Annotated in this window: 36 protein-coding genes; 17 read left to right on the forward strand and 19 right to left on the reverse strand. The window is 38.2% G+C overall.

Annotation, left to right across the window (positions count from 1 at the left end; translation table 11 throughout):
• The 3 genes from LPH68_RS18780 to LPH68_RS18790 all read left to right on the forward strand — a co-directional run.
• The coding region (locus tag LPH68_RS18780; RefSeq protein ID WP_230297060.1) for an ATP-binding protein at window positions 1–736 on the forward strand (736 nt) is incomplete at its 5' end.
• A 7-nt stretch (window positions 737–743) separates the two neighbouring features.
• The gene (locus tag LPH68_RS18785) at window positions 744–1,178 is read left to right on the forward strand and encodes an STAS-like domain-containing protein (protein WP_117611179.1); all 435 of its coding nucleotides are present in this window, start codon (window positions 744–746) and stop codon (window positions 1,176–1,178) included.
• Complete coding sequence (locus LPH68_RS18790) at window positions 1,154–1,660, forward strand: hypothetical protein (RefSeq protein ID WP_147337308.1); 507 nt, start codon at window positions 1,154–1,156, stop codon at window positions 1,658–1,660. Before LPH68_RS18785 ends, LPH68_RS18790 begins: the two co-directional genes overlap by 25 nt.
• A 128-nt stretch (window positions 1,661–1,788) precedes the next feature.
• Here the strand turns inward: LPH68_RS18790 and LPH68_RS18795 are convergent, their stop codons facing one another.
• The 4 genes from LPH68_RS18795 to LPH68_RS18810 all read right to left on the reverse strand — a co-directional run bounded on the left by LPH68_RS18795 (window position 1,789) and on the right by LPH68_RS18810 (window position 3,597).
• Window positions 1,789–2,076, reverse strand: a complete 288-nt coding sequence (locus LPH68_RS18795) for a hypothetical protein (protein ID WP_117611177.1) — start codon at window positions 2,074–2,076, stop codon at window positions 1,789–1,791.
• 104 nt (window positions 2,077–2,180) lie between these two features.
• Window positions 2,181–2,585: a VRR-NUC domain-containing protein gene (locus tag LPH68_RS18800; protein ID WP_117611193.1), complete on the reverse strand. Its 405-nt coding sequence runs from the start codon at window positions 2,583–2,585 to the stop codon at window positions 2,181–2,183.
• A 329-nt stretch (window positions 2,586–2,914) separates the two neighbouring features.
• Window positions 2,915–3,061, reverse strand: a complete 147-nt coding sequence (locus LPH68_RS18805) for a hypothetical protein (RefSeq protein WP_171035772.1) — start codon at window positions 3,059–3,061, stop codon at window positions 2,915–2,917.
• A 161-nt stretch (window positions 3,062–3,222) separates the two neighbouring features.
• Entirely contained in the window at window positions 3,223–3,597 is a 375-nt protein-coding gene (locus LPH68_RS18810) for a hypothetical protein (protein ID WP_117611176.1), read from the reverse strand.
• A 77-nt stretch (window positions 3,598–3,674) separates the two neighbouring features.
• Between LPH68_RS18810 and LPH68_RS18815 the strand changes: the two genes are divergently transcribed.
• On the forward strand, window positions 3,675–3,917 hold the full coding sequence (locus tag LPH68_RS18815) for a hypothetical protein (protein WP_117611175.1): 243 nt from the start codon (window positions 3,675–3,677) through the stop codon (window positions 3,915–3,917).
• Between the two features lie 23 nt (window positions 3,918–3,940).
• Here LPH68_RS18815 and LPH68_RS18820 read toward each other — a convergent pair whose 3' ends face one another.
• The 13 genes from LPH68_RS18820 to LPH68_RS18880 all read right to left on the reverse strand — a co-directional run bounded on the left by LPH68_RS18820 (window position 3,941) and on the right by LPH68_RS18880 (window position 11,535).
• Window positions 3,941–5,608, reverse strand: coding sequence for a DEAD/DEAH box helicase (locus LPH68_RS18820; protein WP_117611174.1), 1,668 nt, complete (start codon window positions 5,606–5,608; stop codon window positions 3,941–3,943).
• A 47-nt stretch (window positions 5,609–5,655) separates the two neighbouring features.
• Window positions 5,656–6,258: a hypothetical protein gene (locus LPH68_RS18825; RefSeq protein ID WP_049702762.1), complete on the reverse strand. Its 603-nt coding sequence runs from the start codon at window positions 6,256–6,258 to the stop codon at window positions 5,656–5,658.
• A complete protein-coding gene (locus LPH68_RS18830; RefSeq protein WP_117611173.1) occupies window positions 6,239–6,424 on the reverse strand; it encodes a hypothetical protein in 186 nt (61 codons plus the stop codon). The genes LPH68_RS18825 and LPH68_RS18830 overlap by 20 nt, the downstream gene beginning before the upstream one ends.
• Window positions 6,425–6,429: 5 nt before the next feature.
• Window positions 6,430–6,843 (reverse strand): hypothetical protein, encoded by a 414-nt coding sequence (locus LPH68_RS18835; protein WP_004303127.1) that lies wholly within the window; start codon window positions 6,841–6,843, stop codon window positions 6,430–6,432.
• Between the two features lie 22 nt (window positions 6,844–6,865).
• The gene (locus LPH68_RS18840) at window positions 6,866–7,525 is read right to left on the reverse strand and encodes a hypothetical protein (RefSeq protein WP_004303128.1); all 660 of its coding nucleotides are present in this window, start codon (window positions 7,523–7,525) and stop codon (window positions 6,866–6,868) included.
• 2 nt (window positions 7,526–7,527) lie between these two features.
• The gene (locus LPH68_RS18845; protein ID WP_004303129.1) at window positions 7,528–8,727 is read right to left on the reverse strand and encodes a hypothetical protein; all 1,200 of its coding nucleotides are present in this window, start codon (window positions 8,725–8,727) and stop codon (window positions 7,528–7,530) included.
• 30 nt (window positions 8,728–8,757) lie between these two features.
• Window positions 8,758–9,699 (reverse strand): recombinase RecT, encoded by a 942-nt coding sequence (locus LPH68_RS18850; RefSeq protein WP_117611172.1) that lies wholly within the window; start codon window positions 9,697–9,699, stop codon window positions 8,758–8,760.
• 21 nt (window positions 9,700–9,720) lie between these two features.
• Complete coding sequence (locus LPH68_RS18855) at window positions 9,721–9,930, reverse strand: hypothetical protein (RefSeq protein WP_004303131.1); 210 nt, start codon at window positions 9,928–9,930, stop codon at window positions 9,721–9,723.
• On the reverse strand, window positions 9,927–10,229 hold the full coding sequence (locus LPH68_RS18860; protein WP_004303132.1) for a hypothetical protein: 303 nt from the start codon (window positions 10,227–10,229) through the stop codon (window positions 9,927–9,929). Before LPH68_RS18860 ends, LPH68_RS18855 begins: the two co-directional genes overlap by 4 nt.
• Before the next feature lie 105 nt (window positions 10,230–10,334).
• A complete protein-coding gene (locus LPH68_RS18865; RefSeq protein ID WP_005681106.1) occupies window positions 10,335–10,700 on the reverse strand; it encodes a helix-turn-helix transcriptional regulator in 366 nt (121 codons plus the stop codon).
• A complete protein-coding gene (locus LPH68_RS18870; protein WP_117611192.1) occupies window positions 10,684–10,938 on the reverse strand; it encodes a hypothetical protein in 255 nt (84 codons plus the stop codon). The genes LPH68_RS18865 and LPH68_RS18870 overlap by 17 nt, the downstream gene beginning before the upstream one ends.
• Before the next feature lie 186 nt (window positions 10,939–11,124).
• Window positions 11,125–11,325 carry a hypothetical protein gene (locus tag LPH68_RS18875; protein ID WP_117611171.1) on the reverse strand — a complete coding sequence of 67 codons (201 nt, stop codon included), beginning with the start codon at window positions 11,323–11,325 and terminating at the stop codon, window positions 11,125–11,127.
• Window positions 11,326–11,328: 3 nt separating this feature from the next.
• On the reverse strand, window positions 11,329–11,535 hold the full coding sequence (locus LPH68_RS18880) for a hypothetical protein (RefSeq protein WP_117611170.1): 207 nt from the start codon (window positions 11,533–11,535) through the stop codon (window positions 11,329–11,331).
• A 173-nt stretch (window positions 11,536–11,708) separates the two neighbouring features.
• On the opposite strand from LPH68_RS18880, the gene LPH68_RS18885 reads away from it, so the two are divergent.
• The 10 genes from LPH68_RS18885 to LPH68_RS18930 all read left to right on the forward strand — a co-directional run bounded on the left by LPH68_RS18885 (window position 11,709) and on the right by LPH68_RS18930 (window position 16,333).
• On the forward strand, window positions 11,709–12,098 hold the full coding sequence (locus LPH68_RS18885; RefSeq protein ID WP_229065719.1) for a helix-turn-helix domain-containing protein: 390 nt from the start codon (window positions 11,709–11,711) through the stop codon (window positions 12,096–12,098).
• Window position 12,099: 1 nt separating this feature from the next.
• Window positions 12,100–12,492: a hypothetical protein gene (locus LPH68_RS18890; RefSeq protein ID WP_117611169.1), complete on the forward strand. Its 393-nt coding sequence runs from the start codon at window positions 12,100–12,102 to the stop codon at window positions 12,490–12,492.
• 58 nt (window positions 12,493–12,550) lie between these two features.
• Entirely contained in the window at window positions 12,551–12,985 is a 435-nt protein-coding gene (locus tag LPH68_RS18895; RefSeq protein ID WP_117611168.1) for a hypothetical protein, read from the forward strand.
• A 20-nt stretch (window positions 12,986–13,005) separates the two neighbouring features.
• Window positions 13,006–13,464, forward strand: a complete 459-nt coding sequence (locus LPH68_RS18900) for a hypothetical protein (RefSeq protein WP_117611167.1) — start codon at window positions 13,006–13,008, stop codon at window positions 13,462–13,464.
• Between the two features lie 49 nt (window positions 13,465–13,513).
• Window positions 13,514–13,948, forward strand: a complete 435-nt coding sequence (locus tag LPH68_RS18905) for an HI0074 family nucleotidyltransferase substrate-binding subunit (protein WP_049702754.1) — start codon at window positions 13,514–13,516, stop codon at window positions 13,946–13,948.
• A 1-nt stretch (window position 13,949) separates the two neighbouring features.
• Window positions 13,950–14,252, forward strand: a complete 303-nt coding sequence (locus tag LPH68_RS18910; protein ID WP_049702753.1) for a nucleotidyltransferase domain-containing protein — start codon at window positions 13,950–13,952, stop codon at window positions 14,250–14,252.
• 267 nt (window positions 14,253–14,519) lie between these two features.
• The gene (locus LPH68_RS18915; protein WP_049702751.1) at window positions 14,520–14,930 is read left to right on the forward strand and encodes a hypothetical protein; all 411 of its coding nucleotides are present in this window, start codon (window positions 14,520–14,522) and stop codon (window positions 14,928–14,930) included.
• Between the two features lie 16 nt (window positions 14,931–14,946).
• The gene (locus LPH68_RS18920; protein WP_181985796.1) at window positions 14,947–15,084 is read left to right on the forward strand and encodes a hypothetical protein; all 138 of its coding nucleotides are present in this window, start codon (window positions 14,947–14,949) and stop codon (window positions 15,082–15,084) included.
• Between the two features lie 258 nt (window positions 15,085–15,342).
• Entirely contained in the window at window positions 15,343–15,705 is a 363-nt protein-coding gene (locus LPH68_RS18925) for a membrane lipoprotein lipid attachment site-containing protein (protein ID WP_008022411.1), read from the forward strand.
• 259 nt (window positions 15,706–15,964) lie between these two features.
• Window positions 15,965–16,333 (forward strand): hypothetical protein, encoded by a 369-nt coding sequence (locus tag LPH68_RS18930; RefSeq protein ID WP_008640183.1) that lies wholly within the window; start codon window positions 15,965–15,967, stop codon window positions 16,331–16,333.
• A 65-nt stretch (window positions 16,334–16,398) separates the two neighbouring features.
• Here LPH68_RS18930 and LPH68_RS18935 read toward each other — a convergent pair whose 3' ends face one another.
• Window positions 16,399–17,109: a tRNA1(Val) (adenine(37)-N6)-methyltransferase gene (locus tag LPH68_RS18935; protein WP_008640182.1), complete on the reverse strand. Its 711-nt coding sequence runs from the start codon at window positions 17,107–17,109 to the stop codon at window positions 16,399–16,401.
• A 215-nt stretch (window positions 17,110–17,324) separates the two neighbouring features.
• Here LPH68_RS18935 and lon point away from each other — a divergent pair, with 215 nt between their 5' ends.
• From lon to LPH68_RS18950, 3 genes are read left to right on the forward strand one after another with little or no spacing between them, the layout of a single operon-like run.
• A complete protein-coding gene (gene lon / locus LPH68_RS18940) occupies window positions 17,325–19,790 on the forward strand; it encodes an endopeptidase La (RefSeq protein ID WP_008640181.1) in 2,466 nt (821 codons plus the stop codon).
• On the forward strand, window positions 19,787–20,917 hold the full coding sequence (tgt, locus tag LPH68_RS18945) for a tRNA guanosine(34) transglycosylase Tgt (protein WP_004315350.1): 1,131 nt from the start codon (window positions 19,787–19,789) through the stop codon (window positions 20,915–20,917). The genes lon and tgt overlap by 4 nt, the downstream gene beginning before the upstream one ends.
• A gap of 3 nt (window positions 20,918–20,920) precedes the next feature.
• Complete coding sequence (locus tag LPH68_RS18950) at window positions 20,921–22,018, forward strand: LptF/LptG family permease (RefSeq protein ID WP_008640180.1); 1,098 nt, start codon at window positions 20,921–20,923, stop codon at window positions 22,016–22,018.
• A 250-nt stretch (window positions 22,019–22,268) separates the two neighbouring features.
• Here the strand turns inward: LPH68_RS18950 and LPH68_RS18955 are convergent, their stop codons facing one another.
• Entirely contained in the window at window positions 22,269–22,772 is a 504-nt protein-coding gene (locus tag LPH68_RS18955) for a thioredoxin family protein (protein WP_004315348.1), read from the reverse strand.
• Window positions 22,773–22,839 lie beyond the last annotated feature (67 nt).

The raw sequence follows: 22,839 nt of genomic DNA on the forward strand, positions 1-22,839 counted from the left end.
TGCTATTTGTATGTTACTTTGTGTCGTAAATCATTTAGCACTTTATCAAATTAGAGTACAAGGTGATGTGCCATTAGATGAAAAATGTAAAAAAGTATTTATCGAATCAGGATTTTTGAATTATATGAAAAACGAGGATGGGCTACCTTACCAAATAAATTCTCCCAATTTGATTGTAAAAGCTGGGAAAAATACAACTGGTAATAAAAATATATCTATGGCCATAAAGAAGTCTATGGAGTTTCTACTATCCACACCTCGTAGATACCAACCTGCATATACTGTTGCTATGGAGATCTGTTCAAACTCAGTTGAACATGCTTATACTTCTCATGCAAAAAATTGGTTATTAAGTGTTCATCAAAATGATAATAATACTGTCACTTTCACAATGACAGATACTGGTCAAGGAATTCTTAAAACCTTAAAGAAAAAGTTTAAAAGAGAAATCGAAAAGGTTATTCTTAATAAGAATGATTGTGATATTGTATTTAGTGCTTTTCAAAGAAAATACGGTTCTTCCACAGAAGAAATAAACAGAAATAGAGGATTGCCTTGCATTTTGGATAAGTTTAATAATGGATATATTAGTAAATTAAAGGTTATTACAAATAACGTATATTTAGATTTTGAAAATCAAACAAATAATAAAATATTGAACAAACCTTTTCCAGGCGTGTTATTTTCTTGGGTTGTTAACATTGATTGTATTAACAAATTCGATAATTTAAATTAACAAATATATGACAATAAGTATTTTATCTGATTTTAATGAATCACCAGGGCCAAGATACTGTAAACAGGGCAAAGCTTCTGGAGAAGAATTCTATCACAAAATTCTAAATTCTAAATTTGCTGATGCAATAAAAAGCAAGCAAAAGCTTCAATTGAATTTGGATGGTACTGATGGGTATATGTCATCTTTTTGGGATGAAGCTATCGGAAATCTAGTTTTTGACTTTTCAAGTCAAAAAGTAAATGAATATTTGGAAATTATATCTAAGGAGGAGCCTGTTTGGAAAGAACTAATTTTTAAGAGTATTATTCCTGAATGGGAAGAACGAAGGATAAAGAATGATACTCCCAAAAAAACATCGCAAAATGACCATAAAGCCTGGTTTAGATTAGTAAATGGACAACTTGAGCAAAAAATATGGATTTCATCGTCTGTTGTATAATGTCATCGGTTAATTGGGCTGATTGGGTATCAATCATTGTTGATATAATAACAGGTTGTGTAATAGCCTGGATATTAGCTGCTGTTGTACCTAAAAAAATGAATGATGATAGAGCATTAAAAGATTTTTATATAAATGAATTAAAAACTATTAAAGATGAATATAATGATTTATGTAAGGTGATAGCCTTAGGGAAAAGTAATTCCATAATGATAAAAGAGACTTTTAAACAATTGAGTATGAAATTATCTGATATTGAACGTAGTATAAACAAACAACTAAGAACTGATGTTAATGTAAATGCCTTTCTTACAAGGACACAAACTCTAGTAACTGGCACTGAAGAGATTAACAATCAATACGATTCCGACAATATTGTATTTTCACCATCAACAAGAAACCGGATATTTGAATGCCAAGATATATTTAACAAGAATATGATTTCAGCTATTTCTTCTGCCAATAGTGCAAATAGGAGATAACGATTTAAATAATTAGGCGGTTACTTCATTAGCAACCGCTTAATCTCATTTTCTAGTTCTTTTTTCATACCCTAGATATTTTTTATAAACAAGGAAACGCAGAGTTTGCTCACCACAGATACTCGTTTTTAATTATAAATAGTTTTTTCCCAATCATCTAGTACTGTTACATCCCACTTAGGAAGATCCAGGTTAATATAGGTAACAGATTTACCATATACAGAGAAACTCTTCCCGAGAAACTCGCTAATAGCCTCATCTTCTCCTTTCTGCAGGCAGATATTCATAAAGATATGCATTTCATCCCAGTTGGTAGGTCCGATGAATAGAGATTCAATGAGCCTACCTTTAACAGGTACACCGATAACTTGCTCTTTTATCCTATCAACTAATGATACTGCTTCTTCAAATGTCATACTTGTAATTTTAGAGCAAAGATATAAAAAATAGATGCCCTCTCCCCTATCATATAAAAGCTATTTCAATCTGTGGAATTTCAGTATTACAAATTTCAATTCTATTAAGAAAGATATTTTCGTAATTCTTCGATTGCCTGTGATGCACTTCGAACTACCACATACTTATTACGACATGATTCCGCTTGTTTTTGAAACTCTTTCTGTTCTTCTGACTGTTTCCCTACCCTCGTTTTAAACTCTATGCAGAGAGAAGCAAAACCCTTTTTGGGAATAAGTACGATCACATCAGAAACACCAGGCTTTACTCCTTGACGTTTCAGGTTAGCAGCTTCACGTATATGACGGCTTCCACCGTTCGGAACGGCAAATATAAGTTTGTCAGGTATATTAGGGAAATATAGAGGAATAAGTTTAAAAAACTCTGTTTGTATGCAAGCTTCCTCATTATTATGTACTTCTTTTGAACGTGGAGGATTACGCTGATCTGCATAGCAATTATAACACATAAAGTCGGTACCAGTTTTAATAACCGATACCGTTTCTCTTCCACATAAAATGCACTTTTCTTTAGTCATTATTCAAAATAAGCTAAATTGTATTGGTCTTCTACCTACTACTGCTATCGTTCTCTCATGAATTGGGCACTGCGAAGCATAGGGACATCTCCCTGACATAGCAGAAAGATGCGCTCCATGCCATTCATCCCAATCTGTTACATTATTAGCAGAGAGGAAAGTTATCAGTTTCATGCAGCAGAAGCCACGTTCTTTCTCTTGACCTCCTGCAACTTCGAATAATCCATTACTCTGTGGACGTTTCATTCAATTCTATTCTGTTATGAATTAGTGTAAACACCTTCATCACAATTCTCAATGCGTGACTGACATTCACTTACTACCTCTTTTAAAATCTCCGCACACTCTTTATTTGAGTAGTTTTGCAGCAATTCATCGATATGCTGCATTATATCATTTACTTCCATACGCTTTCTTTGCCATTTTATTGATTAACTTTATTGTCTTATCACTCAATTTGCCATTAGCGGTTGTAACGTGCTGAATGGACTTATGCAATTGGATTCTATTCATATCTAAATTGATTTGAACTATGCGGTAAACAAGAATCTACCGCATAGCAGATTTATTATTTATTTCTCGACACTTCCAAAACAGGAAGGTTTGTTTCCGTTGGTATGTATATCACAGTTTTATCATTCAGATTGCTTTGTTGACGTACCCACAAATATTGGATATATGCAGGAGTAATACTTCCATTTTCAATTTTAATCGCTTCGGCAGCACCTTTGGCACGTTCGATTTCAGCTTGGGCATTCAGTTTTTCAGCTTCCAGATTAGCTTTAGCTTCTTCAATCTTTATTTTACGGTTTTGTTCTGCTTTAGCGAATTCAGCCTTTCCAGACATTTCTTGCTGCCAAACGTTATAATAAGGGATGGTAACAAAACATCCCACAACAATTGCGACAAATACGATAGCCGCCAAAATTCCAAGTTTATTCATACTTTCTAATACTGGGTTTTATAAAGCCGCCCAAGGCTTATTAGTTTATTATTATTATATTTGCAAAAAACAAATATATGTCAACAATATATCGTAATAGAACAATCCGCCCTTCAAGTAGACTTGAAACATCTGTATCTTATAAAATCAATACAGAGAAAGTCACGACAAATGATACATTGGTTATTACCATTAACCATGAAAGTGAGAATTTTCATAAAGAATTTTCTTTTTCAGGAGAGAAGGTTGCAAACCGTTCCTCAATACACTTCAGATATATCAATGGAGAAATCATTTGGTCACCAGTTCAGCCTGATTAGATTCATATCTTTGCAGACTTAAATTATTCATCATCATAATCAGTATCAAAGATACGTGCAACCATATCGACGATATTTTCTTCAATATCCTCGGTAGAACCAGTTACAGCATTAGCAATGTTTTTCTTCTCTTGAATTATGCGATAGACCTTTTCGTCAATAGTGCGCCGGCCAAGGAAGTAGTAACAGGTAACAGAGTCTTTTTGCCCGATACGGTGTGCCCGGTCTTCGCACTGACAACAATCAGCATACGTCCAAGGGAATTCAACAAAAGCGACATTACTTGATGCAGTAAGCGTTAAACCAACTCCAGCCGCTTTTATCGAGCAAATGATTATATCCGCTTTTGGATTGTTCTGAAAGGCATCAACCGCTCTTTGCTTCTCATCCTGCGAATCTCTACCGGTAACAGATACGGCAGTGGGAAAGTAACGTTTCAGTTGATCTACAACTTCATGAAGCGAACAAAAGAGAATTATCTTCTTTCCATTCTCTCGGAAGTCTTTCACAAATTCAATAACATCGCGTACTTTTCCACGTGCGGAGATCTGCCGTAGAATATTGATACGTACCATGACTTCCCCTCGCAGAGCCTTTTCAATCTTTTCATCGTCGGCATCCTTATATTTCTGTAGATACATAATAAGATCACGCTCTGCATCCATATACTCCTTACGATTAGTAATTTCACATGTATTTACCTGGCGTATCTTATCTGGAAGATCTGTAAGGACGAGAGACTTTTCACGACGAAACATACAATATTTCCATAAATTGAAGTTCAATTCTTTCAAATTCGATGCTTCTCTTTGTCCGGAGCAGTACCGGTTAACAAATGGTTTGTAGCCACCGAAATCATCCATACGGTTTAGAATTGCCAGCTGTGGAATCAAATCTTTAGGCCGATTTACTACCGGTGTTCCTGTAAGCTCTATCACCCATTCTTTACCTGTACAAATACCCTTGCAAAACTTTGCCTGTTGAGTAGATGCAGACTTACAGCGATGGCTTTCATCAATGATAACAGACTTGAATAAATTGATTGAGTTTCTAAATTCCACATCGCGCAGCGTCCAGCCTTCGGCTTTCTTTATGCGTTGTACGAAGTATTTCTTTAGTGATTCATAGTTTACGATAAAGACTTGATGCATTCCTGTTTGATAAAAGAAGGTCCATGTATCACGTACTTTATCTGTGAGTACCATTGCTTTTTTATCCGTAAACTTCTCCCATTCCCGTTGCCAGTTGATTTTCAATGATGATGGGCAAATGACAAGACAGGGAAAAGCGTTCGCTAGATTGATGGTAGCAATACTTTGTAATGTCTTTCCGAGTCCTGGTTCATCGCAGTTCATGAAGCGCTTTAGCTCCAATCCCCGGGCAATACCTTTGAGTTGATAGGGATAAGGCTGAATTTTTAAGCTATGCGGAATTGTTAGATCTGGAAGTTCCGGAACATCATAAGCAATATCTTCCTCTTTCTTTGTAGTTCCGCTCACCCAATTTATATTTTCAAACTGCTGTATCTGATAAATCATTCTTTCAAGATCAACTCTACTCCGTGTAGGTACTATCCAAACTTTTCTAGCACCGTCAAAACGTCTTCCGGGAATCTGCCGAACCCGTTCTATAATAGAAGTCTTATAGTTGAATGATAATTCGAAATTATCTCCTTTTAATTCAATATTCATGATTTAGAGTGTTGTTTAATGGGGGAGATTAATCCCCCAAGAGTGATTTATGCGGTTGCGTCAAGAGGTGCGGGAGTTTCTAAGCGCTTCTTGCGCCCCCTCCCTTTCGGCTTTTCTTCTTCAATTACAACGGCTTCTTCCGGTTCATCTGTTTCGAAATCCAGTCGTTCCTGTCTGACTCCCCATTTTTCTTCAAACAGATAACTTTCAACTTCCGCATCACAAGCGGCAGCGTCAATACTTAATTCCTCATAGTAAGGGTATTGTTCATCAAGAAGAGGGACGAAGATTTTTAGATCAACAACTTTACCGGACTGAAGAAGTTTAGACCCCATGATAGTAATTCCAGAAACACCATCGACGCTGTCATTTGCATAACCTGTAATGATATAATTTTCTAGTGTCTCTGCATAGCCCGGAGAAGAAAAGCTATCCTTGTTGATATTAGAAGCCTCTGGCTGTTCACACAATACGACGAGATGCAATCTAAGCCGAATAAACGCCTCCCTTAAATCGCTGTGAATGATCTGATCGCAGCTCTTGTTAATTACATTCGTGTAGTTTGCTTCAGAGAAGCGTTCATTATACACAACATTCAGCCGGTCTTTCTTAACGACCGCCTTTTTAATCTCATTTTTTGCTTGTTCCATAATCTTCTTTGGTTGATAAAGTGATAATACTAAATGTTGATACAACTCCCATGACGGCAGCCGTAGTTATTTCTCTTGATGTTGCATCTTCTCTTTGAGAAAAAGATAATGCTATAAACAGGCCGACAACGGCCAGTCCGATTGTAATTTTTCTTAAAATTTTCATGATAATTACTTTTTGTTGTTATGCATTCCGGCCATTTTCATTTCCTCTTTTGCTTTACTTATCACAGTTACACACCATGATAATTGATGTGTTGCTGTCCGGTTACAACGTTCGCACCAATCGACGAGATATCGCTCCTCCCGGCATAAAGAACTAATTAGGGCATTTATCGCCGTTGCTGTCGCTTTCGCATTTTTAGCTGTATCGACGAGTGTTTGCATGACCTCGGACTTCATTGTCTCATTAAGCCAGTATTTCGAGTCTGCAAGCAGTTTGCCGGAGCGAGCAACATATACAGCCAGGTCATTGCCACGCTGTACGGCTTCTTCAGCATTTTCGCTCATTGTGATATTGAGAAAAGAATCAATATTTTGTAATTCAGCCAAAATTTGTTCTTTTGGAGTGATTAGTAAGTTCATATTGTTTTCACTTAAAATATATTTAAACCATTAGTTGCCACCATTTAAAAGCAAGGTCCTCGTATTTCTCTTTCCCCTTGATATACGTAGGGTGGTTACGGTCGGTGATAAAATGCTTGAAGATTTTACAGTTCTTTTTTGAGATTGCGTAGATGAAATCTCTATTGCTCCCTGCAATATCCATATACCAGGCACGGGAACGGTCCCAGTCGAAAAAGTCGATAGCTTCATCAAATTGCGCCTGTGACTCTGCAAAAGTCGTTTTTAAATCACCTCCAAAATTGTAAGCAGACAACCACCAATCCCATTTACATCGTGTATCAAGATGGTAGGCAAAATTTCCATAATAGAACTCCTGCTGCTTATTTACCATGAACTTCTGTGTATCAGATTGCGCCAACACGACAGCCAGGAATTGATCTTTCTCCGCCTCTTTCCGGAGCGCCTTACGCATTTCAAGCCCTAGCTCAAATTCTTCTGTCGTATACAAGTAATCGTCTACCATCAGCTTGTCATACCGGACACGGTCATTCTCTGTGATAAGAGCATCTACGAGAGTACCGAACTTGAAAGCCTTTTCTTTATCCCCGTATTGAACACGGGGATAAAGATAGTTTTTAAGCTCTGTCAGATCTGAATTACTGACTTCCGAACGTGAATAGTATGAATCGGGATTTGACATAACTATTTAGCTTTCACATCTGCTTCGTAGCTGATGAATTGTGATTCAATATGTGTCTGATCTTTACTGTTTGCTTTCTTCTCGCAGTATGTAGTCATCTTTTTAAAGATCTTCTCTAACTCATCAAAAGGAAGAGTCTGCCCCTCGCCTATCCACCACATCTGAAATATTTCCAGGTATCCTTGCTGATGAAGAACAACAATCTTTTCTTTTACCTTAGCGTTTGTCGGTGGAGGTGCAACAGATGCAGCAGCACCAGCAAAAAGATTACCGATTGAGCTTTGTTGCGTTTTCATTGCAACCTCCTGCCTATCTGCTTCTTCCTTTCTCTTTAACTCTTGTAATTGTTTGGCTGCCTCTTCTGCTTCTCGTTGTTTGCGCAATTCTTCTGCTTTTGCGGCTTCTTCTGCATTTGCCAAGCGAAGCTGTTCCAGTTCAGCCAACTCTTTACGCTTAGACGGAATACGGTCGATAAGATCTTGTTTAACACTTGAAATTTTAGCCTTATACTGTTGAGCATATTGCTCATATTTACCCAGCAATGTATTTTTGCGAATCTCTGCTTTTATCTCCTTATTGATATAATAGGTAGCATATTCAGCAGTGAATTTATCAAAATGAGCTTTCGGGTAATCAGTTTGGAAAACAGTTATACCGATTACTTCTCTATCAAAGTTTACATAAGTCAATCCCGAAAAAATATTCTGCAGCTCGGTTACCTTAGAAGATAGATATGAACTGAAATAAGAAAGAAGTCCATTTTCTATTGCTTGTTGATAGCTTACCTTTTCATTATTGATTAATACTCTTTGCTCGGCTTCTTTCTTTCTCTTCTGCTCTTCTTCATATTTGAACTTAGCATACTCATTGCGCTTTGCTACAAGCTTTCCGGGGATTGTAGAAGAATCCTTAGGATCAATTTCTTTTTCTTGTGAAGTAAAGAAAGAACGAACTTTGTCGAATATCTGCGTGATGGGCTTGCGACGTTCGTCCATATTCTTGAGAGTAGTATTTACTTTTTTCAAGAAGTCAGCTGCAGCCTGATCTATCGTTTCATTCATACCTTCTCCCTCGATTGTATCAAGGAGAGCCTGCCCTGCTTCATTACATTTTTTTACGGAGAGAGTATTCCTTCCCATAATTTCGGGAAATGATGAAAAAATGTTTTTTACTTCGTCTATTTTGATTAATTCTGTTGGCATAATTATTTTCTTAAATTGGTTAATAAATACTTAGAAGCCTCCGTTTTCATCATCCTCGGATACTGCTACTTGCACAGGTTCCGGGGCTTCTAGTTGCTTTTCTTCTCCGAAAGGAATCTTGGTATCATCTACGGAGGGTGCGGATTGAATAGGCTCATTTACCTTTTCTTCATCTACTAGCCCGTAATCAATAACAGGTTCTTCCTGTTGTGTCTCCATAGATGTATAATTGCCCGTTCGCACTTTTGGATATGCATCAAAAGCATGTTTAATCATTTTGTTTTCAAGGAATCCGGTATCAATAAATCCACCGTTAGAGGTATACAGGGAGTTTGCAGTTCCCTTGTTTTGCTTTGCAGAAAAGGTTGATAGACGCTTCCAATCAGATTCCATCATCCAAGAATAATCAACTGACCCATCATTGCGTACAATGCGGATAAATACGGCAACCGGCTTATCTGATTTTCTCGGGAAAGCTCCTTCGTACTCTATAGATTTAGCACCATTTACTCCGATAATAGGGCGGAATTTGTCACCTTCAAATACTACTACAGGATTATCTACATAGCGGACCTGTCCGGCGCGTTGTCGCATATATACTTCACCGTAGGCAGAAACAGTAAGTCCTGCTCGCTTTTCCCACATATCACCGCTAGGAGTCTTTACCTTAACGTTACGGGGAATTAAATAACACTGTGGCCTGCCTGATTGGTCAAGTGAAAGACCATTCACCGCCATATCAAGAAAACAACCAAAGAGGGACAGTTTTGTACATTCCTGTAAAGCTGGCGTTTCAGTCAATAATTTATTGAAATGAAACTTCTCGCGGTTATAAATCTGTTCACCCATTTCTGTGCCCCAAATAGCGTTATACATGCCGACAAACTTCTGTTCAACTTTCTCATTTTCGACAATTTTCGTTGCTGGAAGTGCGTTAAGCTCCTCCACTTTGATTTGAATACTATTACTCATAATTATTTAATTATTAATGATTTAATCTCCTTGATATACTCCACGCCTATACTCTTCCATTAGGAGTATATCTTCAGCCGTAGGTTCTTTTCTGATATCTGTTTTTGATGAACTACATTTGATGGGAGAAGGACTGTAATTTTTAATAGCGCTTTCTCTTTCATCCAACTGCTTTCCTATCTTATCCTGTAATTCCTTTAATAAGGAAGATCCTTGTTTAACTTGTGTCATACAGCTGTCTGCATTAATTGTTTGATGATATTGTCCGGAACTTTATTATGCAAATCCATCATTGCGCTAGCTGTTTCCAGTTCTGACCGCTTCACATAATATTTTCCTCTTTCCTTATTATTTGCCGGATAAAACTTAATCCAGGCTTTTTCGCGCCATTCTGTAATCAGGCGTTTTCCGTATATATCTTCCGCTTGTGATATAGTTACTACTTCGGGAAGTAGCCCTAACATCGTCAACGTTTGAACAGTTCCGATCTTAATACATCGTGCGACCATCATTTCGAAGCAATTTTCCATAATCTCTAATTAGGCTGTTTCTTTGTTTTACTTTTGAATGGTGTTGAGCTTTTAATTACTGAAACACATCTGCATCTCTATGCTATGCTGCCTGATTAATATTGATTAGAGTTCATATACTTCTTCAATCCTATTTCTTCGTATTCTTGCCCGCCGACTCCGGTTAAGGTCGTTGTTGCAGTCAAATGCAATTTGAAAGGCAATAATTCCAAGAAATGAAAGAGCGATTAATGATTTCTGTAATTGCTTGAAGTCTATATTTAGAGCAAAAACTCTATTTATCCACCAAGCACCAAGTTCGTTTAATTTGCTGGTCCCCGTCTTTTTGTAGGCCTTATCTAACAGGACATTTACCGTTCCGTAGGCAGTACCTAATCTGTCTGCAATCTCCTTCTTTGCCAAGCCACAAGCAGCCAGTCCCGCTATTTGATTTTCCCGCTTGGTTAGAGCAGAATCAGCTTGCAGTTCCATGATGCAAAGTCTCTAGTTCGGCTGCCGCTCTGGAGATTCCTTTGGTGACTTCCAAAGCTTCATTAGCCATTCTTACAGCGACATTCAATACTTTAGCTTTGTAGGTTGAACGAGCGGAAGCAGGTTTGTTGTTGAGGATATTGTGCACTGTACCCTGTGAGCATCCTACTTCCTTCGCAATCTGCTTTTCGTATCCGTAAGGCAGATTAGCTTTGATAGTTTCTAATTGATTTTCCATATACATTATTATATTATAGTAATTAGTTCCCTGGAAAGCGACCAAGCCTGCCAAGGACAACGTATCGCTGTTGCGCAGATGATTAAAGATTCATTCTATCTCGTAACCTCTTTCAGATTCTCCATTACCGGAAGGCGCATTCTCAAAGGGTTTGCATCGAAAACTAAACCTGCATGCTTTATTATTTTAGTCTTTAACTTCTTCGCAAGTTTCTCCGAGCCAAGCGACACATTCTGTTGTACCTCTAGTAAAGTCTACTGCCTTATTTTTAGGATTGAATTTACCCTCAACTATATCTCCTTCTTTTACTCCTGCTTCCTTTTTTAGCTCCCATAGAAGCCATTCGTTACCAGTTGAACCGATTACATTCTTGATTCTCACTTTCATGACTTAATCCTCCATTTCTTTATTATCTTTATCTTCTACTTGCAAGGCTTCAAGCATTTCGTCATCAAGTTTAGAAAGATCGAGTCTTACTTCTTCACCGGAGTGGTAACTTGAAACTACTAGAATACAGGAATATCCGTTCTCATTGTATTCGAAATCGAAACGTTTACTTCCGCCTAGGATGCGCATTACTTCATTTAGATTCTTCATATCTTGTCTTTTTTAGAGTAAATAATCTATTTTGTTAACTTTGTTGCCCTTTTATTTTGGCGTTATCAATGTTTTGCGTTAACTTTATAGTGCAAATGTAATTAAAAACATTACACTGTAATTAAAAACAAGACAAAATGTGTAATCTATTAAGATAATTTAATAATATTCGTATGCATATAGGTAACAAAATCAAAGAAGAAGTCGCTAAAAGAAATATAAGTGTAACAGACTTTGCAAAGTTGATAAACAAAAGCAGACCTTATACTTATTCAATATTTGAAAAAGAAAATATTGATACAGAACTACTTATACACATTTCATCTGTTTTAAATTTATCACCTGCATCATTCTTCGAAGATATAACACCTAGTGTAATGCAAAATGGTACAAAGAATATTTTAGTTGGTAGAGATAATAACGGTAATATATCAACTAATGAATGCCAAGATAAACTTGAAGATGCTATGATAGAAATAAAGCATTTGAAAGCTGTTATCGAAGGCAAGGATAAGCTTCTCGAGGAAAAAGAACGATTAATTAATGTACTAATGAATAAATAACATGGAAGACTTACTGATATTGATAGCAGTCATTTCAATAATATTCGGAATATTGCAAATAATTCTCTTTTGTAAGATTTGGGGTATGACCAATGATATTAGAGATTTGAGGAGTGAATTTATAGGAGGGACAGACCAGTGGACGCTAAGAAAAGCAATCCTTAAAGGAGATAAAAATAGAATTGCAGAATTATTATTTAATGACATGTTTTATAGAATCAAGAAGTATTATAACGATTCTATTCCAGATCCTGATGGTTGTAAAAAGAAAGCTCTTGAAGAGCAAATCTCATCTCTAAAAAAAGAATATAAGAAAAAGTATATAAAATATGGTATTGAATTTCCTGAAGCTATTGACAAGATAGAGAAGCAGGAAGATATTGAGAATTTGTAAGAACAATCCGATTAATATACTAAGAATAAGCGACTAACAAACAAAAAATCAATAAATCATGGAAGACATAATTACATTTACAGGTGTAGTAATGATTGTATTCGGAATACTACAAATCATTCTTTTCTTTAAGATTTGGGGGATGACCAATAACGTTAGCAAAATTAAGGGCAAATTAGAAGAAAATCTAAACGATGATGCCATATTACTAAAAGCTCAATTATTTGCTTTAGACGGCGACAAACAGCAGTCTTTCAATCTTTATAAAGAGTCATTTCATAAAAGTATAATTGAATTATTCAATAAAACAATATCCGAGTTCGGGGACAAAGACAACTTAGATTATAAAGAAAGGAATGAATATTATAAATCCGAATACAAGAAAGTTGTAAAATACTATATAAAAAGAGTAGAGAAATTAGGCATAAAGCTTGATACTGAAAAATTTGATTCATACGAAAAAATACATTCACTTATATGTGAATCAATATAAAAACAAAATAAAAGCTAATTATGGAAGCACTTGGAATTATAGGTCTTGTATATCTATTGGCTGGAATCATCCAGTTGGTTATTCTTATTGTTTTGATTGTGAAGTTCCTCCAGCTTGCAGCTGATGTAAAGCAACTGAAAAACTTATATACTGAAAGGAGTCGTGAATTGTCTTCAAGCATTGATAAACTTTCTTCTGCAATAAAGGAGCAAAGTAACTCAAAGGATAACGATAAGCCCCATGTTGCCAAGGATGAAAATATTGTAGCAGAACTGAAAAAAGAACCCAATAAGCCATATAACGAGGCTCCTGCAAAAGAGGTGCCGACAGTGGATGAAAACAGCAATGACTTCAAACAACATTTACGCAAATGGAAGATTCTTAAAAACAAAGGATATACAGACCAAGCTGTCAGAGAATACATGGAGTACACTAAGCGGGACATGAGTTATGCTGTAGACTTCATCAACTCTATATAAGATGAATTTAGAAGTCTAGCAGATTGATTGTGTAACTAAAAAAAGATTTATGGAACAAGATATACGTTGGTTACAAAGATATGATAGTTATTGTAAGGCATGTAAAAGAGTATTACAGGTTACAGAATCCGAAAGACAGCCCGATGAGTTAACTGAACTGGAAATGGAAGGTCTTATACAAAGATTTGAATATACTTTCGAGTTGGCTTGGAAAGTCCTTCAAGACCTATTGAAGTATAAAGGTTACGAGTTTGTGCAAGGTCCGAATGGTACTCTTCAGAAGGCTTTTGAAGATAATATGATTACGGATCATGACGGTTGGCGTAGAATGGCAAAAGCTAGGATTGCTACCTCGCACACTTATAATGATGGCAAGGCAAGTGAGATAGTCGAAAAGATTTACACTGAGTATTCTATACTACTAAAACAATTAGCTGTTCGGCTTGGTTCTGAAAGAAGTAAAATCACTGGATTATTCGCATAATATGTTTGGTCTAAGTAATGAAGTTATAAAAGATATTAGTGATGTATTAAAAAAACATCCCAATATTGACAAGGTATTAATATTTGGTTCCAGAGCTAAAGGCAACTATACCGAAGGATCAGATATTGATTTGGCCCTTATAGGGGAAAATATATCTTTCAATGAACTGTTGGATATAAATATTCAAATAGAGGACTTGGGGTTACTATACAAAGTAGATATAGTTGATTACAGTAAGAATATAGGTACTCCTTTTGGCGAGCATATAGATCGTGTCGGACTGCTATTCTATGAAAAGCAATGACCATATAACATCATGAGGTCCAGTTAATTGAAAAAGTAAAATACACTAAAAGGCATCCTATTGGATACCTTTTACAATATAATTACATATATTTTCAATATACCTAATGGCAACCTTATCTAGTCCACCGTCATCTCGTTCATAGCAAAATGCATTAATGGAATTAGATGATTGTTTCATTGTATAATCAATATAATATTTGCGTAGTTTACGCATACGATAATTGTAAAGTAACTTTTTAAACATAACTTTTAATTTAAAATATAAATGGAACCAGAGAATACCCCAAAGGTAATAGAACTCAAGGAGTTTGTAGAGGAAGCAATTTCCCAAATCGTTGATGGTATAACAGCTGCTCAAAAAAGAGTTGAAACCAGTGGGGCTATTGTAAGTCCTCGGAAAAGTAACAGTAAGAACAATGTAGAAATAGAAGGAAAATTATACAGTGTTCAGAATATTGAATTCGAGGTATCATTGGCTAATATGTCCGGTGAAGGTGGAAAAGTTGGCTTTGGAGTTACTTTTGGTGCTTGGGGATTCGGTAGTAATACCAAAATTGAAGGACAAGCTAAGTCAGCTACAAATATAAGATTTAGTATACCTATTGTTTTTCCTTGTATAGATAATAAAGAAAACAAGAAAGTGCAAGTAGCCGGACGACAAAAAATAACCGGATAAACCAACAAATAAATATATGGAAGATAAAGACAAAACAATCGTTGCTCTCCGGCAACAGCTCTGGAAAGTACTGCAAGAAAACAGTGCTCAAAAACAAGAAATTGCCCTCTTGAATTATGAGTTAGAAAGATCTAAAATAAGGTCCTCAAAATAGCGCTCTTTGAACTATCTTTGAAATGATTAGCTCACATCATTATAATTGACTGATATGTAGCTGAATACCCTTTATTATCATGCTGCTTTGGGAGCAGGGGGTCGTGGGTTCGAATCCCGCTACCCCGACGAAAAAGAAAACGCTGATAATTAAGTTGCAAACTTGGCTATCAGCGTTTTCTTTTTTACTCAAAAACTCCAAAAGCCATCGAAGAAACAACTAAACAAGCTAAAACAAAACAACTTATAAATTATTATTATGAAAAACATTTTATTTACACTTTTTGCTATTCTGATCTTAACTAGCTGTAGTAAAGATGATGATAACTGGATCGAGCTTAACGAAAACAATATCGTGGGTAATTGGTCGACAGGCATTAAAGGCTCGCATAAGTTTTTAAATTTCGGAGACGATGACAAAGGCTCTTTTGGAATTTATAGCAATGCAGATCCCATTTCTTTCCAAACGTTCAAATACAAAGTCGAAGATAGTAAGATTTACATCTATGATGTATTCCCAAAAGGTAAGTCACCATATTATTTGGACTGTAAAATATCAAATAATAAACTCAAAATTGAAAATGGTGAGGAATCTGGTACTTACGAAAAATTAGAATACTAACAACTTCCAAACTTAAAAATGCTTAGAATTGATCGTATAACAAAAAAATAATATTTATGAAAACAGCTTTTTTATTGGGCAGCATAGGATCAGGACTAATTCTATTATGCCACCTTTATTCGTTTGTCCAAATGATCATCATGAATCGCCCCGATTATTTGTATCCGACATATTACATCCAATCCATTATCATCTTCATAGCATGGACTTTGATTTTCATTTGCTTTATGATCGCTTACCAAAAACAAAATAATAAATCATGGAAGGATTAATACAATTTACAGGTATAGTGATGATTGCATTTGGAATACTGCAAATCATCCTTTTCTTTAAAATTTGGGGAATGACTAATAACGTCAAACGCATTTGGAAGAAAATAGATAATAAAGACTTTCTTTCCGATGCTTGTGTTTCTTATATAAAAGGCAACTTGGAAGAAACTGAAAGGTTGGCAAATGAAGCTTTTCTGCAGGAAGTAGCTTTGCTTTCTAAATCATCTGAATCTTATGAAGATTGGATCGATAATTATATAAAAATAAAAGAAAAATATACCCGTATCTTCAAGAAAATAGATAAGCCAGCTCCTGACTTTAATAAATACAAAGAACCGAAGATGTATCTACTTTAAGCAATAGAGAAAAAAATAAGGCTGACATAACAAGTATAAGCCTTATTTTTTTACATATATCCATATCACATATTCAAATAATACTCCCTCGTCAACGCTATATACTCCTCACTATACTGATGACGCGCCAATTCCGTCAACAGTTCTTCTATCACACACTCCCGATTGGAAAAAGAAAAAGCAATCAGCGTACGTTTTGGAATACCGCCGGGCTTAGTAATTACATTGAGCTGACGAATCGCATACAACTTATTCATAGAAGCTATCGCCTTTACCCGATCAACCACATCCGTCGGAATCACGACCGTAAAAAGTCCGTCTGCTGCCAATAACCTATTTACCCCTTCCAGCAATTCTTCGTAGGTTAGAGAATCATTGTGACGGGCAGCAGCCCTCTGCCGATCCGGACACTCCAACGAATCGACAAAATAAGGGGGATTTGAAACAATCACATCAAATTTATCCGAAGACCGGTATTTCTTAAAGTCAGCCTGCACCACTTCTATCCGCTCCTGCCAAGGAGAACGAGCCACATTTTCCCTGGCCTGTCCGGCCGCCGCCTCGTCTATCTCCAATGCCACAATCTTTGCGTCTGGCAAACTGCGTTGAGCCAACATTAAAGCCACCAAGCCCGTCCCCGTACCAATATCCAATATCCGGCGCGCGCGCTCAACCGAAGCCCAAGCTCCCAAAAGCACCCCATCCGTACCAACTTTCATAGCACATTGGTCGTGCCACACTGTAAATTGCTTAAATTGAAAATAAGGATTCGACATTTTATCCGTTTGTCTTAAAGCTGTTTTATTCTACTATTTTATTGCAAATCGCCAAAAATAAATAATAATTATGGAATACTCCCTCTACAAGCCGATATTTTGGCATTGTTTTTGTGTTTTTATTCTGCGCAGTGCTTTATTATTAGAGAGAATCAATTAACTTTGCAAACGATTTATGCATATCAGTATGACATAAACTAAATTAAAACGAAAAGATGAAAGAAAGATATTTATTGGAAGATGGAAGCGATAACGGCTTCTCGCTAATCACTGACTATGATGGGAACGATGAACAGGCATTTGATGTAAATGTGAAATCTGGTGAAATTCTTCCGGTACTCCCTCTACGTAACATGGTGTTGTTTCCTGGAGTATTCCTGCCGATCACAGTGGGCCGTAAGTCTTCTCTGAAACTCATACGAGACGCTGACAAGAAGCATAAAGATATTGCCGTAGTATGTCAGAGATCGGCACATACAGAGGACCCGAAGTTGGAAGATTTACACAATATCGGTACCGTAGGACGAATTGTGCGGATATTGGAAATGCCCGATCAGACAACGACTGTCATCCTTCAAGGAATGAAACGTCTGAACCTGATAAACATTATCGAAACCCATCCGTATCTGAAAGGTGAAATAGAACTTTTGGAAGAAGACATTCCAAGCAAAGACGATAAAGAGTTTCAAGCCTTGGTGGAAACCTGCAAGGACTTGACAATGAGATATATCAAATCGTCAGATGTGATGCATCAGGATTCGGCATTTGCTATTAAGAATATCAACAGTCCGATGTTCCTAGTCAATTTCATCTGCTCGAACCTGCCGTTCAAGAAAGACGAGAAGATGGACTTGTTAAGCATCCACTCATTACGTGAACGCACATATCACTTACTGGAAATCCTGAACCGCGAAGTGCAACTGGCAGAAATCAAGGCATCCATCCAAATGCGTGCCCGCGAAGATATTGACCAGCAGCAACGCGAATACTTCCTGCAACAGCAAATCAAGACTATCCAAGATGAACTAGGTGGCGGCGGCCAGGAGCAGGAAATAGAAGAAATGCGCCAAAAAGCAGAAAGAATGCGTTGGAACGCAGAAGTCAGGGAAACATTTATGAAAGAACTGGCTAAACTGGAACGCACCCATCCACAATCTCCGGATTACAGCGTACAGCTTAACTATCTGCAAACCATGCTCAATCTTCCGTGGGGTACGTATACAACTGACAATCTGAACCTTAAAAACGCAGAAAAGACGTTGAACAAAGACCATTACGGACTGGAAAAAGTGAAAGAACGCATTTTGGAGCATTTGGCTGTATTAAAGCTGAAAGGTGATATGAAATCACCGATTATCTGCTTATATGGCCCTCCGGGAGTAGGTAAAACATCTCTTGGAAAATCCATTGCATCTGCGCTCAAACGGAAGTATGTACGTATGTCTTTGGGCGGCGTACATGACGAAGCTGAAATCCGCGGACATCGGAAAACTTATATCGGCGCCATGCCCGGACGAATCATCAAGAGCTTGATTAAAGCCGGTGCATCCAATCCTGTCTTTATCCTGGATGAAATAGACAAGGTCAGCGCCGACCGTCAAGGCGACCCCTCTTCCGCATTACTGGAAGTGCTTGATCCGGAACAAAATACTGCTTTCCACGATAACTTCCTGGATGTAGACTACGACCTCTCAAAGGTATTGTTTATAGCAACAGCCAACAACCTGAACACAATCCCCGGCCCATTGCTCGACCGTATGGAATTGATTGAGGTAAGCGGATATATCACGGAAGAGAAAGTAGAGATAGCCCGTAAGCATCTGCTTCCCAAAGAGCTGGAAGCCAACGGACTTAAAAAGACAGCTATCAAGCTTCCCAAAGAAACGTTGGAAGCTATCATCGAGTCATATACCCGTGAGAGCGGCGTTCGTGAGCTGGAAAAGAAGATTGGTAAAATCCTTCGTAAATCAGCCCGTCAATATGCTACGGACGGTTATTTCGCCAAGACAGAAATCAAACCGTCGGATTTGTATGACTTCCTGGGAGCACCGGAATATACACGTGACAAGTATCAGGGAAATGATTACGCAGGCGTAGTCACCGGATTGGCATGGACAGCCGTCGGAGGCGAAATCTTATTTGTAGAAACGAGCTTGAGCCGTGGCAAGGGCGGACGTCTCACACTGACCGGTAACCTGGGAGATGTGATGAAAGAATCTGCCATGCTGGCACTTGAATATATCAAGGCACACGCTTCTATCTTGAATCTGGACGAAGAGATCTTCGACAACTGGAATATCCATATCCACGTTCCCGAAGGCGCAATTCCGAAAGACGGTCCGTCGGCAGGTATTACGATGGCCACCTCCCTGGCTTCTGCCCTGACTCAAAGAAAAGTGAAAGCCAACATTGCCATGACGGGCGAAATTACCCTTCGCGGCAAAGTGCTTCCCGTGGGTGGCATCAAAGAGAAGATATTGGCAGCCAAGCGTGCCGGAATCAAGGAAATCATCATGAGTGCCGAGAACAAAAAGAACATAGATGAGATTCAGGAGATTTATCTGAAAGGACTGACTTTCCACTATGTAAACGATATAAAAGAGGTATTTGCCATTGCGCTGACCAATGAGAAAGTGTCGGATGCTATTGATTTATCCGTTAAGAAACCCAGCCAGGAATGACATTTGAGTTACAATATACAGACACTAAAAGTAATGCCCGTGCGGGTCTGATTACCACAGACCACGGGCAGATACAAACACCGATCTTTATGCCGGTGGGCACACTGGGCACGGTTAAGGGAGTACATCTGACCGAATTGAAAGAGGATATTCAGGCGCAGATTATTCTGGGTAATACCTATCACCTCTATTTGCGTCCGGGACTGGACGTGATCGAGAAAGCAGGCGGACTGCACCGTTTTAACGGTTTCGACCGCCCGATGCTGACTGACAGCGGTGGTTTCCAGGTATTCTCTTTGGCCGGAATCAGAAAGCTGCGTGAAGAAGGAGCTGAATTTCGTTCGCATATCGACGGAAGCAAGCACGTCTTCACTCCGGAAAAGGTGATGGACATAGAACGCACCATCGGCGCAGACATTATGATGGCTTTTGACGAATGTCCTCCCGGTGACTCGGATTATGAGTATGCCAAAAAGTCATTAGGTTTGACGCACAGATGGCTCGACCGTTGTATACAACGTTTTAATGAGACGGAACCTAAATATGGTTACAACCAGGCTCTCTTTCCTATCGTGCAAGGTTGTGTCTATCCCGACCTGCGCAAACAATCAGCAGAGTTTATCGCGTCCAAAGGGGCCGACGGGAACGCTATTGGCGGTTTGGCAGTAGGCGAACCGGTAGACAAGATGTATGAAATGATCGAGATTGTTAATGAAATACTTCCCAAAGACAAACCCCGTTACCTGATGGGCGTCGGAACTCCTGTCAACATTCTTGAAGGAATAGAGCGTGGCGTGGATATGTTCGACTGCGTTATGCCTACACGAAACGGACGAAATGGCATGTTGTTCACCAAAGATGGCATTATCAATATGCGAAACAAGAAATGGGAAACCGACTTCTCTCCCATCGAAGCCGACGGGGCTTCCAGCGTAGATACGTTGTACAGCAAGGCTTATTTGCGCCATCTTTTCCATGCGCAAGAGCTACTGGCCATGCAAATTGCCTCGATACACAACCTGGCATTCTATCTGTGGCTGGCAGGAGAAGCAAGAAAGCATATTATTGCCGGAGATTTTTCGACCTGGAAGCCGATGATGGTCAAAAGAGTATCAACTAGATTATAAGAAATGAAAAGCAATCGATTTATAAAACGGCTGGACTGGTATATCATCAAGAAGTTCTTGGGGACATACGTATTTGCTATTGCATTGATCATTTCTATTGCAGTGGTATTCGACTTCAACGAAAAGATGGACAAATTGATGGAGCATGAAGCTCCTTGGGATAAAATCATCTTTGAATACTACATGAACTTTATCCCCTATTTCTCCAATCTGTTCAGTCCGCTGTTCGTATTCATTGCTGTTATTTTCTTTACTTCCAAGCTGGCAGAGAACTCTGAAATCATCGCTATGTTCTCCACCGGTATGAGTTTTAAGAGGATGATGCGTCCTTATATGATTTCGGCCGCTATCATTGCGCTGACCACCTTCACGCTAAGTTCGTACGTGATTCCTAAAGGAAGCGTGACGCGTCTGAACTTTGAAGACCGGTATATCAAACCCAAGAAACAAAATTCGGTAAGCAATGTACAGTTAGAGGTAGACAGCGGGGTTATAGCCTACATTGACAACTATAACAACGCCATGAAAACCGGTAACCGTTTTTCATTGGATAAATTCGTTGACAAGAAGATGGTTTCGCATTTAACTGCACGCCGTATCACTTATGACACTGCAACTGTTCATAAATGGACAATTCACGACTATATGGTACGCGAATTAGATGGTTTAAAAGAAAAAATCACTAAGGGAGATCGAATCGACTCTATTATCAATATGGAACCTTCTGACTTTCTCATCATGAAAAATCAGCAGGAGATGTTGACCAGCCCCGAACTAAGTGACTATATAGAAAAACAAAAGCGAAGAGGATTTGCCAACATCAAGGAGTTTGAGATTGAATATCACAAACGCATTGCCATGTCGTTCGCTTCTTTCATCCTTACCATCATCGGTGTATCGCTTTCATCCCGGAAAACAAAAGGTGGTATGGGGCTCCACTTGGGTATCGGATTAGGGTTAAGTTTTTCTTATATCCTGTTCCAAACGATTACCTCCACCTTTGCTGTGAACGGAAATGTGCCTCCTGCCATTGCAGTCTGGATTCCCAATATCCTTTATGCAGGTATCGCATTCTTCCTGTATCAGAAAGCACCCAAATAACCAGAAAGCAACAAATAAAAGGATTGCAAGCCTTCCGCAGTCTTCAGGAACTCGATCCGCAGACTGTCCCAAAGTTTCGGATATACCGCAGAAAGAAAGATATAAAAATAAGAAGTTCCGCCTATTCCTGCTAATGCAAGTGTAGGCGGAACTTTTTTGTTGTATCCATTTCCTCTTTTGTCTATTCTCCATTGTTTTCACCTGACGGTGATCCGGAAAATCCCTCTTTCTCCTTACATTCCTAAAATCGTTAACCGATTTCTTTTACATAAGCAGAAAGATCTGCAGCAGAGATGTTTTTGGCTATAATTACACCATTTCCATCCAATAAATAGTTAGTGAATCCCCGATTTAAACGGTATTTCTTAAATAATCCGGAATCCTCGCCTTCTGTTTCCACGAAACAAGTGGGCGTAACTATTTGATCCTTACGAACGGTTTCCTTAAATATTGACTGATATTCGTCAAATGAAACAGAAACCATTTCCACATTATGAGAAGAACGAAGCGCATTGCTTAAACTTACGTTTTGCATCCGGGACTGCGCGTCATAACTTGCCCAAAAACTTAGCAACACATATTTGCCTTTCAAATTTCCCAACTTAAAGGCGGGTTGCTCATTTGACGTAGATTCGATCTTAAAATCAGGGGCTACGTCGCCCTCACTCAAACCTCCGGTAGGTTTGTCTTTCTCAACGAAAGCGGTCAAGGAACAAATCAGTAATACAACAAAAATCCATTTTACATGCTTCATGTAATTCGGTTTTAGTTAATACTATCCGGGACTGTCCTTAAACAGTGGTTTCTTCCCGAAACGTTGT

The organism is Bacteroides sp. 1_1_30 (assembly GCF_020982715.1).
Taxonomy (GTDB): domain Bacteria; phylum Bacteroidota; class Bacteroidia; order Bacteroidales; family Bacteroidaceae; genus Bacteroides; species Bacteroides xylanisolvens.

Excerpts from the sequence above, each read along its gene's own strand:
- LPH68_RS18955 (WP_004315348.1), bottom strand. The coding sequence starts at position 22,772 with ATGAAGCATGTAAAATGGATTTTTGTTGTATTACTGATTTGTTCCTTG.
- LPH68_RS18860 (WP_004303132.1), bottom strand. The coding sequence starts at position 10,229 with ATGGAAAATTGCTTCGAAATGATGGTCGCACGATGTATTAAGATCGGA.
- LPH68_RS18925 (WP_008022411.1), top strand. The coding sequence starts at position 15,343 with ATGAAAAACATTTTATTTACACTTTTTGCTATTCTGATCTTAACTAGC.
- LPH68_RS18920 (WP_181985796.1), top strand. The coding sequence starts at position 14,947 with ATGGAAGATAAAGACAAAACAATCGTTGCTCTCCGGCAACAGCTCTGG.
- LPH68_RS18805 (WP_171035772.1), bottom strand. The coding sequence starts at position 3,061 with ATGGAAGTAAATGATATAATGCAGCATATCGATGAATTGCTGCAAAAC.
- LPH68_RS18880 (WP_117611170.1), bottom strand. The coding sequence starts at position 11,535 with ATGAAGAATCTAAATGAAGTAATGCGCATCCTAGGCGGAAGTAAACGT.
- LPH68_RS18840 (WP_004303128.1), bottom strand. The coding sequence starts at position 7,525 with ATGTCAAATCCCGATTCATACTATTCACGTTCGGAAGTCAGTAATTCA.
- lon (WP_008640181.1), top strand. The coding sequence starts at position 17,325 with ATGAAAGAAAGATATTTATTGGAAGATGGAAGCGATAACGGCTTCTCG.
- LPH68_RS18800 (WP_117611193.1), bottom strand. The coding sequence starts at position 2,585 with ATGTGTTATAATTGCTATGCAGATCAGCGTAATCCTCCACGTTCAAAA.
- LPH68_RS18845 (WP_004303129.1), bottom strand. The coding sequence starts at position 8,727 with ATGCCAACAGAATTAATCAAAATAGACGAAGTAAAAAACATTTTTTCA.
- LPH68_RS18900 (WP_117611167.1), top strand. The coding sequence starts at position 13,006 with ATGGAAGCACTTGGAATTATAGGTCTTGTATATCTATTGGCTGGAATC.
- LPH68_RS18810 (WP_117611176.1), bottom strand. The coding sequence starts at position 3,597 with ATGAATAAACTTGGAATTTTGGCGGCTATCGTATTTGTCGCAATTGTT.
- LPH68_RS18790 (WP_147337308.1), top strand. The coding sequence starts at position 1,154 with ATGGATTTCATCGTCTGTTGTATAATGTCATCGGTTAATTGGGCTGAT.
- LPH68_RS18870 (WP_117611192.1), bottom strand. The coding sequence starts at position 10,938 with ATGGAAAATCAATTAGAAACTATCAAAGCTAATCTGCCTTACGGATAC.
- LPH68_RS18890 (WP_117611169.1), top strand. The coding sequence starts at position 12,100 with ATGGAAGACTTACTGATATTGATAGCAGTCATTTCAATAATATTCGGA.
- LPH68_RS18935 (WP_008640182.1), bottom strand. The coding sequence starts at position 17,109 with ATGTCGAATCCTTATTTTCAATTTAAGCAATTTACAGTGTGGCACGAC.
- LPH68_RS18820 (WP_117611174.1), bottom strand. The coding sequence starts at position 5,608 with ATGAATATTGAATTAAAAGGAGATAATTTCGAATTATCATTCAACTAT.
- LPH68_RS18915 (WP_049702751.1), top strand. The coding sequence starts at position 14,520 with ATGGAACCAGAGAATACCCCAAAGGTAATAGAACTCAAGGAGTTTGTA.
- LPH68_RS18950 (WP_008640180.1), top strand. The coding sequence starts at position 20,921 with ATGAAAAGCAATCGATTTATAAAACGGCTGGACTGGTATATCATCAAG.
- LPH68_RS18875 (WP_117611171.1), bottom strand. The coding sequence starts at position 11,325 with ATGAAAGTGAGAATCAAGAATGTAATCGGTTCAACTGGTAACGAATGG.
- LPH68_RS18835 (WP_004303127.1), bottom strand. The coding sequence starts at position 6,843 with ATGAACTTACTAATCACTCCAAAAGAACAAATTTTGGCTGAATTACAA.
- LPH68_RS18850 (WP_117611172.1), bottom strand. The coding sequence starts at position 9,699 with ATGAGTAATAGTATTCAAATCAAAGTGGAGGAGCTTAACGCACTTCCA.
- LPH68_RS18865 (WP_005681106.1), bottom strand. The coding sequence starts at position 10,700 with ATGGAACTGCAAGCTGATTCTGCTCTAACCAAGCGGGAAAATCAAATA.
- tgt (WP_004315350.1), top strand. The coding sequence starts at position 19,787 with ATGACATTTGAGTTACAATATACAGACACTAAAAGTAATGCCCGTGCG.
- LPH68_RS18815 (WP_117611175.1), top strand. The coding sequence starts at position 3,675 with ATGTCAACAATATATCGTAATAGAACAATCCGCCCTTCAAGTAGACTT.
- LPH68_RS18830 (WP_117611173.1), bottom strand. The coding sequence starts at position 6,424 with ATGAAAATTTTAAGAAAAATTACAATCGGACTGGCCGTTGTCGGCCTG.
- LPH68_RS18930 (WP_008640183.1), top strand. The coding sequence starts at position 15,965 with ATGGAAGGATTAATACAATTTACAGGTATAGTGATGATTGCATTTGGA.
- LPH68_RS18910 (WP_049702753.1), top strand. The coding sequence starts at position 13,950 with ATGTTTGGTCTAAGTAATGAAGTTATAAAAGATATTAGTGATGTATTA.
- LPH68_RS18885 (WP_229065719.1), top strand. The coding sequence starts at position 11,709 with ATGCATATAGGTAACAAAATCAAAGAAGAAGTCGCTAAAAGAAATATA.
- LPH68_RS18855 (WP_004303131.1), bottom strand. The coding sequence starts at position 9,930 with ATGACACAAGTTAAACAAGGATCTTCCTTATTAAAGGAATTACAGGAT.
- LPH68_RS18905 (WP_049702754.1), top strand. The coding sequence starts at position 13,514 with ATGGAACAAGATATACGTTGGTTACAAAGATATGATAGTTATTGTAAG.
- LPH68_RS18785 (WP_117611179.1), top strand. The coding sequence starts at position 744 with ATGACAATAAGTATTTTATCTGATTTTAATGAATCACCAGGGCCAAGA.
- LPH68_RS18895 (WP_117611168.1), top strand. The coding sequence starts at position 12,551 with ATGGAAGACATAATTACATTTACAGGTGTAGTAATGATTGTATTCGGA.
- LPH68_RS18795 (WP_117611177.1), bottom strand. The coding sequence starts at position 2,076 with ATGACATTTGAAGAAGCAGTATCATTAGTTGATAGGATAAAAGAGCAA.
- LPH68_RS18825 (WP_049702762.1), bottom strand. The coding sequence starts at position 6,258 with ATGGAACAAGCAAAAAATGAGATTAAAAAGGCGGTCGTTAAGAAAGAC.